At 51.5% G+C, this 15090-nt stretch carries 13 protein-coding genes; 10 read left to right on the top strand and 3 right to left on the bottom strand.

Going from position 1 to position 15090, the window contains the following annotated elements:
• The 10 genes from RT340_RS06560 to RT340_RS06605 form a co-directional block, all read left to right on the top strand.
• Positions 1-122, top strand: a 122-nt coding sequence (locus RT340_RS06560; protein WP_313374938.1) for a hypothetical protein, incomplete at its 5' end; no start/stop codon positions are given.
• 352 nt (positions 123-474) lie between these two features.
• Positions 475-1206, top strand: a complete 732-nt coding sequence (locus RT340_RS06565; RefSeq protein ID WP_097117545.1) for a S24 family peptidase — start codon at positions 475-477, stop codon at positions 1204-1206.
• A 413-nt stretch (positions 1207-1619) separates the two neighbouring features.
• Positions 1620-1898, top strand: a complete 279-nt coding sequence (locus RT340_RS06570) for a hypothetical protein (RefSeq protein ID WP_034825325.1) — start codon at positions 1620-1622, stop codon at positions 1896-1898.
• A gap of 181 nt (positions 1899-2079) precedes the next feature.
• The gene (locus RT340_RS06575; RefSeq protein WP_034825324.1) at positions 2080-2547 is read left to right on the top strand and encodes a glycoside hydrolase family protein; all 468 of its coding nucleotides are present in this window, start codon (positions 2080-2082) and stop codon (positions 2545-2547) included.
• Positions 2548-2549: 2 nt separating this feature from the next.
• Complete coding sequence (locus tag RT340_RS06580; RefSeq protein ID WP_313374940.1) at positions 2550-2894, top strand: hypothetical protein; 345 nt, start codon at positions 2550-2552, stop codon at positions 2892-2894.
• Positions 2891-3184 carry a hypothetical protein gene (locus tag RT340_RS06585; protein WP_313374907.1) on the top strand — a complete coding sequence of 98 codons (294 nt, stop codon included), beginning with the start codon at positions 2891-2893 and terminating at the stop codon, positions 3182-3184. The genes RT340_RS06580 and RT340_RS06585 overlap by 4 nt, the downstream gene beginning before the upstream one ends.
• Positions 3185-3385: 201 nt before the next feature.
• The gene (locus tag RT340_RS06590) at positions 3386-5131 is read left to right on the top strand and encodes an amylovoran biosynthesis protein AmsF (RefSeq protein WP_097117543.1); all 1746 of its coding nucleotides are present in this window, start codon (positions 3386-3388) and stop codon (positions 5129-5131) included.
• A 1178-nt stretch (positions 5132-6309) separates the two neighbouring features.
• Positions 6310-7617 carry an oligosaccharide flippase family protein gene (locus tag RT340_RS06595; protein ID WP_058961536.1) on the top strand — a complete coding sequence of 436 codons (1308 nt, stop codon included), beginning with the start codon at positions 6310-6312 and terminating at the stop codon, positions 7615-7617.
• Positions 7614-8609, top strand: a complete 996-nt coding sequence (locus tag RT340_RS06600) for a glycosyltransferase family 2 protein (RefSeq protein WP_097117542.1) — start codon at positions 7614-7616, stop codon at positions 8607-8609. The genes RT340_RS06595 and RT340_RS06600 overlap by 4 nt, the downstream gene beginning before the upstream one ends.
• A gap of 498 nt (positions 8610-9107) precedes the next feature.
• Positions 9108-10397 (top strand): HAAAP family serine/threonine permease, encoded by a 1290-nt coding sequence (locus RT340_RS06605; RefSeq protein WP_313374911.1) that lies wholly within the window; start codon positions 9108-9110, stop codon positions 10395-10397.
• A 37-nt stretch (positions 10398-10434) separates the two neighbouring features.
• Here RT340_RS06605 and RT340_RS06610 read toward each other — a convergent pair whose 3' ends face one another.
• From RT340_RS06610 to dbpA, 3 genes are all read right to left on the bottom strand, one after another.
• Positions 10435-11991: a methyl-accepting chemotaxis protein gene (locus tag RT340_RS06610; protein WP_313374913.1), complete on the bottom strand. Its 1557-nt coding sequence runs from the start codon at positions 11989-11991 to the stop codon at positions 10435-10437.
• A 300-nt stretch (positions 11992-12291) separates the two neighbouring features.
• Positions 12292-13254 carry a chemotaxis protein gene (locus RT340_RS06615; protein ID WP_034825306.1) on the bottom strand — a complete coding sequence of 321 codons (963 nt, stop codon included), beginning with the start codon at positions 13252-13254 and terminating at the stop codon, positions 12292-12294.
• 126 nt (positions 13255-13380) lie between these two features.
• Positions 13381-14760 carry an ATP-dependent RNA helicase DbpA gene (dbpA, locus tag RT340_RS06620; RefSeq protein WP_211728006.1) on the bottom strand — a complete coding sequence of 460 codons (1380 nt, stop codon included), beginning with the start codon at positions 14758-14760 and terminating at the stop codon, positions 13381-13383.
• Positions 14761-15090: the final 330 nt, after the last annotated feature.

Raw genomic sequence — 15090 nt, forward strand, 5'->3', positions numbered from 1 at the left:
TCGGTCTGGGTGCGGAAGTCGCGGTCAGTACGCAGAAGCTGCATGCGCGTGGCCCGATGGGTCTGGAAGCGCTGACGACCTACAAGTGGATTGGCTGGGGCGACGATACGCTGCGCGGCTAATTTTCACTTCTGCAACACAATGGGCACCGTAAGGGTGCCCATTTTTTTTGCTTCCGATCCAATTATTTCCAGAGCTTTTTGATTTATTTCTGTCATCTATGGCGCCGACGCGCTTTTTCGCGCATTTTTTGTTTTAGGTGCTGGTATCAGCGTCACAGAACAATCCTGAAAACCCCTGTCAGAACAAGCTGTAGGGCATTCATTGCTGGTTTCCACCCCGTCGAAGAGGATAATGATCATCCAGCTTCATTGATAAAAGCTGTTGGGTAGTAAACTGACGGTAATATAAAATGAACTGGTAGCAAAAAAGAAAATAACATTCAGTCTTTAACTGATGGCAGATTATTAACTGATGGTTAAAAAAGAGAGTAACAGACAAGCTTTTACTGCCAGGCTGATTGCCGCGTGTGATAGCGCGGGAATTGTCGGACATGGACGAAACAAACAGGTTGCACAGGCGCTGCAGAAAAGGGGATGCAGGATCTCAACACCGGGGGTCTGGAAATGGTTTAACGCTCAATCGATTCCGGATGACAGTAATCTACTGGCGCTCAGCCAGTTGCTGGACGTGCGCGTAGAGTGGCTGCAGTTTGGCATGGAGCAACCCGATGCCACGGTGAGCCAGCATGCACTTATTGACCCGCAACATCGGTTCCGCGTCGAGAGTCTGGATATTGGGCAGCGAAGCGCTCAGGGCATTGCTGCGCGTGATGAACTGGTCGAAACCATTCAGGCTATCGAGTATGGGCTGGATGAGGCACGCGTGCTGTTCAGCGGCCGTCCGGCAGAGAGCATCCGCCTCATCGCGCTAAACAATGATTCGATGGCCGGCACCTTTGCGCCACGTGATCAGCTGTTCGTGGACATCAGCGTGCATCGCTTTGACGGAGACGGGATTTACCTGTTTACGCTGGATGATCAACTTTATCTCAAACGTCTGCAGCTGCAGCACAGAAAGGTCGCGGTCATCTCCGACAACAAGCGCTATGAGACCTGGTACTTAACGCTGGATGAGGCGGCCTCATTGCAGGTCGTGGCGCGCGTCATCATGAGCCAGGCGCGTGATTACCAGATTTTAGGTTGATCACAAAACGCGCTGAGCAGGTAAAAAAATATTCCGGCTGAAATCATAAATTTAACCGATGGTAAATAAAAAATTAACTGTTGGTGTTTGCCAATGCATTAGAACCTGTTAATAATTTGACCATGGAAGGACGACATCACTGCTCCCGGATGAGCCCGCTCTTAAACAATTGAGGCGCTGCACAAGCGCGATACCCACCACCCAAAGTCAGTGAATTTTGGGATGGGGTGGATGCGCATTATGCAGCGTCGTCAGCTCTCTTCTGACTTCACTCTCCTCTGCTTATCCTTGGCCGCGAACGCAGCCGGGCGGGTCGATGTCGAGTGTTTGCAGTGGAATCACGGACGCCTCGGCTTCAGCCGACACGCCGCGCCTGCCACCCCATCGCCAAAGACTCATTCACAGGAGGAGTTATGGCGATTATCCAGTATGGCAAGTCAGTCTTCACCGGGAACGCGCGCACCCGCCGTCACCGACGCCGCCAGTCACTTAGCCGCCTGAAGCGCAGTATCGACTGCGCCTTAGGCCTTGAGCCCGATAACCCAAGCCTGCGTAGCGCAGAGCGCATCTGCCAGCGCCAGACGCAATCGCGAGTCGACTGTGCGGTAATGGCCCCCACACCACGTCAGGCCGAAAGCGCCAGCTTCGACAACTGCTGTCTGCCCCACGTCCATTTGTACGCCGTGCGCTAAATCCTTGTCATATTTCCCAGCTTTAAGCGGAACGTTTCGTTATTGCTCACTGTTTAGCCTCGCTTGAGCGTAGCGCGGATTACGCGTGGTCTCAGAAGGGCGGATAGATCAGTGAGATTTATGTTTTGGAGTCTTTGCGCAGTCATTTTTGCATCGTTGCGCCCGTCAAAGAGGAATCGCTATGAGCCAGATTATTGCCATTTTGAATTTTGAAGAGGGCTACCGCGAGGCGCCCTACCTTGATACGCAAGGGTTTCCTACCGTGGCCGGCGGTATCCGCATCGGGCCTAAAGGAGCCTCACTCAGCAACTACATCTTCCAGGTACCGCGACGAGTCGGGGATGTGTGGAAGCAGTGCATTGTGGAGAACAAAGTGCTGGAGATGAACCAGCGTGCTCTGGTGCAGCAAGCGCTAAGCAAGTGCAGTGAGGCGCGCTGTGATGTGCTGATCAGCATGGCATATCAATTGGGCGTTGATGGGTTATCCCTGTTTCGCGGCATGCTGAGCGCCATCACCCAAGGGGACTTTAATGGCGCCGCCAATGCCATGCTCGACAGCTTGTGGGCACGGCAAACGCCCGGGCGCGCACGGCGTCACGCTGAAGTCATGCGCAGCGGCAGCTACGACATTTATCGGGGGCTGTTATGAACATGAGATGGATGGTGTTTGTCATCGCGGTGCTGGCAGCAGTGATTGTGCTGTTGTTGCTCCAGCGTTTTACCACGCTGGAGTTTGTGAAGCATGCGCGACTGTTGTTCAAAACCTGGTCAGTATGGCTGGCTTCATTGGGTTCGATGCTCAGCGCCTGGGCGCAATCCTTCCCCTCATCCGCGCTGGATGCCTGGAATGCATTGCCTCAGGACATCAAAGACATTCTTCCCCACAACTACCTCGGGTTGATTGGTGCCTTCATGGTGGCGATTGGGGTTCTGGCGCAGTTTGTCCGACAGAAAAACCTGATTGAACAGCGCAAGACGTTGGAGGAGAAACCATGACGCTTATTACTTCACTGCTTGGCGGCAGCTGGCACTGGCTGGCTGCACTGGCGGGCATTGTTGCGGCACTGGTGGCCAGCTACTTCGGTGGCAGAAAGATTGGCAAGGTGCAGCAACAAGCCAAATCAGAGGTGGACTCCGCGAACAAAGCGGGCGTGCAGGCTGTCGCGGTTAACCAGCAGCAACAACAGTTGCGCGAGGAGGCTAAACGTGTGGAAGCCAGCAATCTTAATCTTGATGACGCTGCTGCTCGCGACAAGCTGCAGCACTCGAAATACAACCAGCCCTGAATCCCCCGTCGTTATCGACTCTGCTTGCACGCTTTTCTCCCCGATTTACACCCACGGCAACGATGCCGAGCGTATGGATGTTCGCACCGTGCGCGCCATCAACAACCACAACGATCTCTGGGATCAGCACTGCGGCACATCGGCGCACTAACGCTGTTCCCACACTTGCATTGCAAACCTGAAAAGGCCGAGGAGGCTATGATGATCGAAGTTAACTCTTATGCTGAACTGCGTACTACTGTTCCCAGCAAAAACGGCGATTTGGCGTTTTTGCGTCGCTATAACGCGGACTCTACCTTCCACGGTGGCGGTGACTTCACCGGTTTTATCGGCACCACCACTGCCACTGATGATGGCGGGACGCTGGCGGTAGGTAATGGCTTTTACTGGAAACGTGTGATTAACGATCCGTCCGACATCAACGTTTACCACTTTGGTGCCAAAGGAGACGGTTATGCCAATGACACGGACGCGGTTAATCGCATGCTAACCTGGACGCAGAATTACAGCGGTAATATTAAGGACCTGCCGATTCGTTTTCCCGGCGGGAAGTTTCTGATCAGTCCAATTGATATCAGCGGCACCGATAACGCCTTCTTCGGTCTGCAGGGTGATGATGTTGAGCTGGGTTCGTTGCCGCGTACCACGATTATCTCGGATAAGAGTGCCAACCCGGTATTCAAGGTGAAGGCGCGTCGCACCTCGATTCGCGGCATTGCCTGGAATGGTCAGGCTTCAGCAGATATCACCACCAACAAAGGCACCATCACGGCCGATATGTGCAGCAACGTGCAGCCGTTCTTCGAAAATACCTGTATCGAAGGCACCACGGTAAACATCTACTGTTTCCGCGCACAGAATAACGGCGGCACGGTGATTAAAGTGCTGGATACGCTGGACACCAAATTTGACCAGATTTATACCCTCTACACCTATGCGCGCGTCTTCGATGTGGGCTGGTCAAATTCACCGAATGGGGTATGGGATCACTCTACCGCGATTGAGATTTGTAACTGTAACTTCCAGACGGGTTATGGTGACGCCACGTTGTATATGCCGCGCTGTACACAGGGGATTTTGCGCAATGTGTGGATCGAGCACACGCGCAATCCAGGAGACTTGTCGGATGGTGGCTGGACCATTGATACGCTCAATATTGAGGATTGCGGCAATCCTTTCAATCTCAATAATGCGCGCGTGGTGATGCGTCAAATCAACCTGCAGTCTGGCGCGAAAGTGTCGAACGATCTGGTGGCCGGCAGATGGCTCTCCACCTTCGAATATGGTTATCGTCGCGACGAGAGCTACGGTAGTTTCCTGACCGGATCGCTACGTGCCGGCTATTATAGCGGCTACAAGATCACCAATAACACGTCAACTGACAACTGGTATCGCCTGGGGCAGCTGTTCTTCCCGAATGCGAACCAGCAGTGGGTGATGGAGTTTATTGGTAAAGCCGATGCCACCCAGCCCACCGGCACTGCCGGCACCCCGGTTAACGTGGCAAGTAGCGGCAAAACCTGGATCAATTTGCAACGGCTGGAAACGGTGTGGGCGGATGCTTTTCATATGGGGCAGCCCGCCATCCTGGATATGCGTTACGGCCGTGTCGGTACCACTTATGCCGTGGTGTGGGTGAAGCTGAAAGCGAACAGTGGCGACACCATGCTGAACCTGAAAACCACCGGCCCAACGCGTTTCGATTCAGGCTCATGCTCGCTGTTCCAGTCTGATCTGTCAGTTGTTACCGATACCACCAACATGGGCACACTGAAGCCAGCCGCACGCTTTGGCATGCACAATGGGCTGGCGGGGATTGGGGCTAATGAGAAGGGCGTGCTGACGATGGCCACCGCCGCCGGAACGCCAACCAATAAAACCGCGCCAACCGGCTTTGTGCTGGTGAATATCAACGGTGTCGATCGTAAACTTCCCTATTACGACTGAGACCCATCTATCTGGCGAGGCTGCGGCCTCGCTTTTTTTTTGACCAAAATACACGCAGAGCGTCTCAGGTTCGTTGTCTCTTTAACAGTGGTTCCTGGCACGCCAGCCGCATAGGATGGCGATATTCTCAGATGGAATGTGTTAATTCTCTTTTTATTTACGTTAATGCGTACAAAAAAACGTTAATCTGGAGATGGTGTAGTTTTCAGTACGGCACCAGGCAATAAAACGGTTCGATATATCAGGTCCGTTCTTATCTCCAGATTCATTACAGTTTAATTTGCCCGGATAATTTGCAGGTTAACTTACAGAACAAGGTGTTAGCGAAAAATGGTCTTGTAAGTCCATTTCGATCTTATTATTCCTAACAGTATTTGACTGTCGCCTTAATCAATTTTCTGAAAACCGATTCATCCGCGCTAATCTTTCCCCTTCTGCGATATCCCATTTCCAGCTAAGTAAATTCCGTATTGGCCTCCAGGCCATTGACCTCATCGCAATGTCTGGTGAGAATGCGATTAAAAGTTTGAATCAGATCGCAAAATTAGGGCCCTGAGCCCATTGCAACACGGCTGCGAGAGTCATGTTGAATTAACGCAACTTGCCATTATCGAACGGCGAAAGACGCATCGAGATAATAAAAAGGCAGGGCATACAGCAAAATCGAGAATGTCGTAACGTTCGTTGAGAAGGCCGTCTTTAGATGTACCTTTTCAATCCCGGTCGGCATTTCTTGTGGTGCAAAAAGATTCAGTAGGCTGCACCTGTTTTAATCATATTGAATGGCATATTGATAATTGGCGTTTCTTATTGATGTCACGGTGATTGCACTAAGTGTCATCTTGTCTTCGAAATAAGAATTAATGTAACTGCATGATATTTAACTGAACTCGTCTGAGTGCAGTGCGGTTCCTTGCGCCAGAAATAGCCCGTAACAGGTAGTCAGTACACTGGTAGCTGTAAGCCAGGGGCGGTAGCCTGCGTATTTAGTTAAATGAATGAATAATAAAATTGCACGATTTGATTAGCGATAATCTTATTTAACCCACCGTTTTATGAGAGTTAAAAGGCCGGCGATTTCTGCCTGAGGAAACTCCTAAATAAATCAAATTTAATGTTAAGCCGGGCGAAAGGGACGTGAAGTTTGGCTTAGTCATGATTCTCACTGAGGTTGATCTGTGAAAGATAAATTAAAAAATTCGATGTGGATGATTGCTGAAAAACTCATCGCAGTGTTTGGTCTGATTTTTGTGACGTCCTATGTCGCGAAATATGTTGGACCGACCACCTTCGGCATTATCTCACTCTCCATGCTGGTGTTTCAGTTTATTCAGTCGATCGCCGTGATGGGCAGCGATGTGATTTTGCTGAAGCGTATTTCGCAAAATCGTCATTCAGGTATTCGCCTGATGATGGCGACTTTTCTGCTGGTGATGCTGATTTACTGCGGTTTAGCGCTCAGCGGCATGGTGATCATGGGAGAGGCGTGGAGCCGTGAAGCGCTGGTATTTATCTGCGCAGCGGCGATGGCCTGTCTGTTCTCGTCGATTGATCTGGTCAATATCTACAACGAGGCCATGCTCAACGCTCGACTCAATGTGATCGCCAACGTGATCGGCCTCGCCATCAGTCTGTCAGTGCGCTTCATTATTTCGTATCTGCAACTGGACCCTCAGTTTCTGGCGATCCCCATTGTGCTGGCTACGTTGCTGCCGTTCAGCATCAAGCTGGCGATTTTCTGGCGCTATCATCGCCAGGGGCCGATTCCGGCGCTGCGCCACATCAAAAAGTATTCGCGCTACATGGTGGCTTCTGGCATTTCGCTGGTGTTCTCGGTGATCGCTATCGCGATTTATACCCGCGTCAACCAACTCAGCGTTTCGTATTTCCTCGGTGTAAAGGAGGCGGGGATATTTGCTGTTGCCATGACGCTGGCAACCTCATGGGTGTTTTTACCTAATGCCTTGTTGGCCTCATTTTTTCCGGCGTTCTTTGCCGAGCGTGATGATGAGCAGTCAATTGTCAAAGCGCAAAAACTGCATCTGCTGGTCGTGGGGGTGTCCGCCATTGTGATCATGGCGATATGGCAACTCGCAGGCTGGTTTATCCGTGACTTTTACGGCGAGGCGTATCTCGATGCCATCGCGCCGACGCTGCTGCTCAGTGTGGGCGCGATGTGTGGTGTGCTCAGCAGCCTCATGGACCGTTTTATTATTAAGTACAACGGTTATCGCTTTTTAGTGAAAAAGACCTTTGCGGTATTAATTATCTGCCTGGCATCGTCCATTTTATTGGTGCCGCTTTTGGGTTTAACCGGCGCTGCCCTCAGCGTGGTATTAACCGAATTCCTCTCTTTCTCGCTGCTTAATTATTTCTTCACTGCGCAACCGGTGATGCGTATTCATCAGATTTTTATCAACCCCAGGAAACTATGGCAGTTATTTGTCAATTACAAAACCTCAGACAGTAAAGAGAGTTTATCATGAATGAAAAACCACTTTTCAGTATTATTATTCCCGTCTATAACTCACAAAAAACCATCAAGCGGACATTGCTGAGTGTGCTTAATCAGACGTTCAGCGATTATGAAATTGTGGTGGTAAATGATGGTAGCACTGATTCAACCCTAAACGTACTGGAGGAGTTTTCACGTTATTCTCAGGTCACGGTAATAAACCAAAGGAACGCCGGTGTCAGCGCGGCTCGCAACAGCGGATTGCAACAGGCCAGTGGGGAATATGTTCTTTTCCTCGATGCAGATGATTGGGTGGATGATGATTTTCTAATGATCTTCAAACTGAATCTGGATGCATGGCCAACGGAGTCGGTAGATTTGATGGTAGGAAACCTCAACGACGGCCGTGTGGGCAAGGTCTCTCAGGCTGGCTTCTTCAGCAACGAGGATATTCCTTATGTGCTCGGTGAGCTGGAGATGAGCGACAACATTGGTTATTTGCATAATAAGTGTTATCGCCGTCAGATACTGAGTGAGCTGAATCTTCGCTTTATTGAGGGGATCTCAATGAGTGAGGATCTTTTATTTAACCTCAAATTCTTCAGCTGTATTAGCAATTTTCTGGTCACTCAGGGAACGGCTTACCATTATGAAGATGTTGCCGGTTCATTATCCAAGCAAAAGGTGCATTACAGCGAGCTCAAAGTCAGAAAACAGTTTCTGACCACGCTGTATGATTCTATCGTTGAGAAATATCAGGGGAGTAATCTCGATTACCTGCTAAAGGGCATTTCAAAACGCGTGCTGGCGTTAGATATGCAAATTGTCACGGCGATGTATCATTCGTCGTTTTCACCTGCAGATATCGCGCAGGAAATTAATGAAATAAAGCGGGGGAAATACTCGAAAGGGATTTTCATTCTGCTGAATAAAAATGAAAAACTGAAGTACATGATTATGAATTTGAATACTATCACAGCGTACTATTTCCTCTATGCACTCTACAGAATGCGCGCATTCTGATTTGAAATTCTCCCGGGATTATTCTCTGTCATTGTCTGCTGCGGATATTCCTCAGAATACCGAGTGGAACATTGGCTTCGCCAGAGAGCAGTTGCCGGGGGAGTTTCACCTTTCTCTACTGCAGTGCCTGTGGCAACGGTTCGCCGTTGCCACATTTTCCCCGTCCGCATAGCCCACTTTCAACGCCTCCCACTCGCGCATCACTCTCCTGTCAGCATCCCGTTCAGCCTGCAAATCGAACCCGACAAATCCTTGCACTCCTTCATGCTCTCAGGTCAAATAGCGCTCCATGCAAACGTTTGCGCGCGTGAATCATGCATTTTTGTTGATTTAATAACCGATTCGCGCATTTATGACGGCTTTGTGATGCATGTCTTGCGTTCAGGCAACCTTAAGTCGTCAAAAACGCGTAGCATGTGCCCCGTCGCACCAATGGCATGTTTAGCCGCCGTGATTTCGGCTGCATTGTTTAAAAAGCTTTAAATTCTGGAGAGACAGATGGACAACTCACAAACCGTTGCGCAGGGCACGGTTGAGGCCCGTTCAACAGGCTGGCGTAAGAGTGATACCGTGTGGATGCTGGGCCTCTACGGTACAGCGATAGGCGCAGGCGTTTTGTTCCTGCCTATCAATGCAGGTGCAGGTGGTCTAATCCCCCTGATTATTATGACCATCCTCGCGTTCCCCATGACCTACTATGCACACCGAGCTCTGACGCGCTTTGTGCTGTCGGGTAAAAACCCCGGTGAAGATATTACTGAAGTGGTGGAAGAGCATTTCGGTGTGGGCGCAGGCAAGATCATCACCTTGCTCTATTTCTTCGCTATTTTCCCGATCCTGCTGATGTACAGCGTGGCGATCACCAACACCGTCGACAGCTTTATCGTGCATCAACTCGGGATGGTCTCGCCGCCGCGCGTGCTGCTGTCATTGGTACTGATCATCGGCATGATGACGGTGGTACGCTTTGGCGAGCAGATGATCGTCAAGGCAATGAGCGTGCTGGTGTTCCCGTTTGTCGCGGTGCTGATGCTACTGGCCGCCTATCTGGTGCCACACTGGCACGGCGCTGCACTGGAAACGCTGTCGTTCAGCCAAAGCGCTGGCGATAGCAGCATCTGGATGACGCTGTGGCTGGCAATTCCGGTGATGGTGTTCTCCTTTAACCACTCGCCGATTATCTCGTCGTTTGCGGTGGCGAAGCGCAATGAATATGGTGCAGGCGCGGAAAAGAAATGCTCACGCATTCTCGCAAGCGCACACTTGATGATGGTGGTGACGGTGATGTTCTTCGTCTTCAGCTGCGTGCTGAGCCTGTCACCGGCGGATTTGCAGGCGGCGAAAGAGCAGAACATCACCATTCTCTCCTATCTGGCAAACCACTTTAATGTGCCGATGATTGCCTGGATGGGACCGATTGTGGCGATGGTGGCGATCACCAAATCGTTTCTCGGCCACTACCTGGGTGCGCGTGAAGGCTTCAATGGAATGGTGGTGAAATCACTGCGCAGCCGTGGCAAAAGCGTCACGCCGCAACGTATGAACCGCGTCACAACCGGCTTTATGCTACTGGCAACCTGGCTGGTTGCCACCTGGAACCCGAGTATTCTCGGCATGATTGAAACCCTCGGCGGGCCGATCATTGCGATGATTCTGTTCCTGATGCCGATGTACGCGATTCAGAAAGTCCCGGCGATGCGTCAGTACAGTGGCAAAATCAGCAATGTGTTTGTGGTGATTGTTGGCCTGTTAGCGATTTCGTCGATTGCGTATTCGCTGATGCATTGATGCAAAAGGGCGGCGCGACTCCTCGCGCCGCTCTGTCTTACACTGCCGCTGTCTTGAAGACGCTCATTGACTGCGCCAGACGATCGGCCTGTTCCTGCAACGCTTGTGAAGCGGCAGAGGCTTCCTGCACCAACGCGGCATTCTGCTGAGTGACCGCTTCCATCTGGGTTATGGCCAGATTGATCTCACTAATACCACTGCTCTGCTCGCTGCTGGCAATGGTAATTTCACTCATGATATCCGCTACGCTCTTCACGCTGTTCACCACTTCACCAATGGTGGTTCCCGCGTGCGTCACCAGACGGCTGCCTTCATCCACTTTCGAGACTGAGTCTTCAATCAGGACTTTGATCTCTTTCGCGGCAGAGGCGGAGCGCTGTGCCAGATTACGCACTTCGGTGGCGACCACAGCAAATCCACGGCCTTGTTCACCGGCGCGAGCAGCTTCAACCGCAGCGTTAAGCGAGAGAATGTTGGTCTGGAAGGCAATGGAGTCGATCACGCTGATGATATCGACAATCTTTTTAGAAGAGAGAGTGATCGCCTCCATCTTCTCGATGACCTGTTCCATCACCACGCCACCCTCTTTGGCAACGGTTGAGGTGGTGGCCACCAGCTGATTGGCTTCACGCGCGTTATCCGCATTGTGCTTCACGGTCGCGGTCATCTGCTCCATGGCGGAGGCGGTCTCTTCCAGCGAGCTGGCCTGCTGCTCGGTACGGGATGAGAGATCAATGTTACCGCTGGAGATTTGATTTGAGGCCACGGCAATGGTGTCAGAACCGGCGCGTACGTTGGACACGATGGTCAGCAGGTTATCGTTCATCGCCTGCAGTGCCTGCATCAGCACGGCGGTTTCATCTTTGCCGCTGACTTCAATGTGCGAGCTGAGATCGCCCGCCGCGACTTTCTCGGCGATGCCTACCGCTTCATTTAACGGGCGGACAATTGAGCGCGTCAACATAAAGCCCAGCAGCACAGAGGCAGCAATCGCGATGGCTGAGAAGATCAGCGTGATTTCAATCGCAGTCGAGCCGTCATCAATAATGCCAGTGCCTTCTTTGCGCAGCTGATCGGACTGTGAGTTGGCGAAAGTCACCGCACTATCAAGGAAGGTATTCTGGGTGCTGGTGATTTTTTTCAGCACAAACGTGCTCGCCTCATCCAGTTTTCCTGCGCGCACTAAGTCCAACACTTCATTCTTTTGCTGCTCAAACAGCTGGCTGGCAGCCAGCAGACCGGCGATTTTCTTTTTACCGATTTCGGTAACCTGAATGGCTTCGATCTTTTTCATGGCGCTGTTGGTGCGCTCGGTTGCCTCATCCAGCTGCTTAAAACGCTGTACGTTGTTTTCCGGGCGCAGCGTATCAATCACCATGCCGCGTAAGTATTTGATCTGATCGTTCACACCATCGCGCACGTCAAAACCCAGACGGACTTTGACATAGCGGTCTTCCACAATGGAGGTGATGCCGTTTTTAATGTTGTTGATTTTCATAATCGACGTCACACCGACTACCCCCAGAAGGGCCACAACAAGTGCGAAGGCTATCCCTAAACGGACGCCCACTTTCATATTCTTTAAGCTCAACATTGGTTCTCCCCGTAATGCTAAATAGTGTTGTTTTCAAGACGGAAAAGCAGGCTGAGGGCCCGCATCAGGCTGATGTTTTATAAGGTAAAGATACTTTCCGGGCGTAATTAATCTGGTATGGCAGCACCGGTTCAAGCGCTATCAGTTATCGGTTGTTAATGTTTTAACTTTAATTTTTTAGAGGTGCGTCACAAAACCGTTAACATGATTAATGAGTGGATCGGTTTTATCAGGGAAGGCAGGACGTAAAAAAGGCGCGAATAACGCGCCTTATAGGGAGGTAGGTGAGATTAGAAAGGATTAACGTTTCTTTTCCAGCACGCGATGGATCACGCTCGACAGTTCATTAATCTCAAATTTCGCCACATAGCCATCGGCGCCGACTTTACGCACGTGGTCTTCGTTGGCACTGCCGGAGAGAGAGGAGTGGATCACCACCGGAATCTGACGCAATGCATCATCACGTTTGATATTACGCGTCAGGGTAAACCCATCCATCTCTGGCATTTCCAGATCGGTTAACACCAGCGCGATTTTGTCGTGGATCGACTCGCCTGCCGCAGCGGCCTCTTTCTGCATCTCGTTAATTTTGATCCAGGCTTCCAGACCGGTGTTATGCATGATGGCCGGAATGCCCATGCTTTTCAGACCCTGTTCCAGCAACTGACGCGCCACTTTGGAGTCTTCCGCGACAATCGCCACCTGGCCAGGCTTGAGGTTGAAATCTTTCGCCGTCTCAGCACTTGGCTCAACGCCACGCACCGAAGGGATGATGTCATACAGAATCTGCTCAACGTCCAGCACCATTGCCAGATTGTTGCTCTGACCGTCGGTATCGAGGCAGGCGATACTGGTGATATTGCGGCTGCCAATGCCGGCTTCGGCAGTGTGCACCTGGTTCCAGTCGAGACGGACGATATTCTCTACCGACTCCACCGCGAAGGCCTGGGTGCTACGCGCATATTCGGTGACCAGCAGCAGGTTAAGGCCGGTTTCTGGTTTACAGCCGGTGACGGCAGGAAGATCGATCACCGGGATAAACTGACCACGAATGCTGGCCATGCCGAGTAGCGGTGACTGCATACCCGCGGCACGGGTAATGGTCGGCATCGGTACGATTTCGCGCAGTTTAAATACGTTAATGCCGTATAGCTCAGATTTGCCTTTCAGCTGATCGGAACCCAGGCGGAACAGCAGCAGTTCGAATTTATTGGAAAGCGCAAGGTTAGCGCGTTCATCGATCTCTTTCTGAAAATTATCCATCATGGCCTCAAGCAGAATCTGGGCTGGGTAAAGGGGCAATGATTAACTTATCGGCAGCGCGGAAAAAAAATGAAGGGGCGGGGCAGAAAATTTAGCGCGAGAGTGAATACCCTCGCGCATAGGGGATTACTTCAGCAGGATGGCGCGGACGCTTTTGCCTTTGATTTTGCCTTCTTTCAGCTTGATCAGCGCTTTCTTCGCCTGTGCCGCATCGATCGCCACATAAGCGTGGGTTTGCGTCAGATCGATCTTACCAATTTGATCGCCGCTGAATCCGGCTTCACCGGTAAGCGCGCCGAGGATATCACCAGGGCGGATTTTGGCTTTGCGACCACCATCAATGCACAGCGTCATTTTAGTGGCAGGCAGAGCTTGCGCCGCTTTTCCTTTCAGAGTAGCGGAGGAAACCCAGTTGAGTTTCTGGCTCAGATACTCTTCCAGCGCATTAGCGCGCACCATTTCATCGGGCGCGACGAAGCTGACCGCCAGTCCTTTTTCGCCTGCACGACCGGTGCGGCCGATGCGGTGGATGTGCACTTCAGGATCCCATGCCAGCTGGAAGTTCACCACCAACGCCAGCGATTTGATATCCAGTCCGCGTGCAGCCACGTCGGTGGCAATCAGCACGCGGATGCTGCCGTTGGCGAAACGGATCAGCACACGTTCACGATCGCGCTGCTCCAAATCGCCATGCAGTGCCAGTGCACTGATCTGACGATCATTCAATGCCGCTGCGACGTCATCACACTCACGTTTGGTATTACAGAACACTACGCAAGAAGCGGGCTGCTGCTGGCTGAGCAGGGCACTGAGCAGATTGCCACGCTCACTGGCGCTGGCTTCGATAAATTGCTGATCAATGGCAGGCAGTTCCGCTTTGTCTTCTGTGGCCACGGCCAATGCATCGCGCTGGAAACGCTGGCTGAGGCTGGCGATGGTATCTGGCCAGGTGGCAGAGAACAGCAGCGTCTGGCGTGCATCCGGTGTGAAACCAATGATCGCTTCCATATCGTCGCGGAAGCCCATCTCCAGCATGCGATCGGCTTCATCTAACACCAGCGTTTGCAGTGCGTTGAGATCGAGGTTGTCGCGCTTCAGGTGATCAAGGATGCGGCCCGGCGTGCCGACCACAATTTGCGGTGCGTGCACCAGCGAATCGCGTTGCGCACTCATCGGTTGACCGCCACACAGCGTCAATATTTTGATGTTGCGGGTAAAACGTGCCAGCTGACGCAGCACATTACTCACCTGATCGGCCAGTTCACGCGTTGGACACAGAATCAACGCCTGAGTTTGGCTTCGGGTGTTGTCAATGCGCTGCAGCAAGCCAATACCAAAGGCGGCCGTTTTACCGCTGCCGGTTTTCGCCTGCGCACGCACATCGCGCCCTTCAAGAATGGCGGGCAATGAAGCCGCCTGAATAGGTGTCATGGCGTCGAAGCCCATCTCGCGCAGGTTGTCGAGTTGGCTGGCAGGAAGTTGCGTCAGGGTAGAAAAAGCGGTCACGGGAATGTCTCAAATAGCGGTCAGGATTGCGGCGGTCAGTCTCGCAGAAAGGGCTGCTATCGGCAATGCAAATCGCGCAATTGATAACGCATTGAAATCAATTAGCGTGATGATCGTTTGATTAAATTTTCGCCTTTAATAGGTGTAAAATTCTAATCATTTTATTCTTTGTGACCGGTTGCTTCAAAAGATGTGAAACGTCTTTCCTGAATGAAAAGGTGCAATTAGCGTTGATAAAGGGACTATATAGCGTCTTTTTGACCTGTTTTTGTCTATGTTACGCTTATGTGTCACTTAAGATGGGTAAAATTCCGATTAAAATACCCTGCC

This window comes from Pantoea sp. CTOTU50773, assembly GCF_032082325.1.
GTDB lineage: Bacteria > Pseudomonadota > Gammaproteobacteria > Enterobacterales > Enterobacteriaceae > Pantoea > Pantoea communis.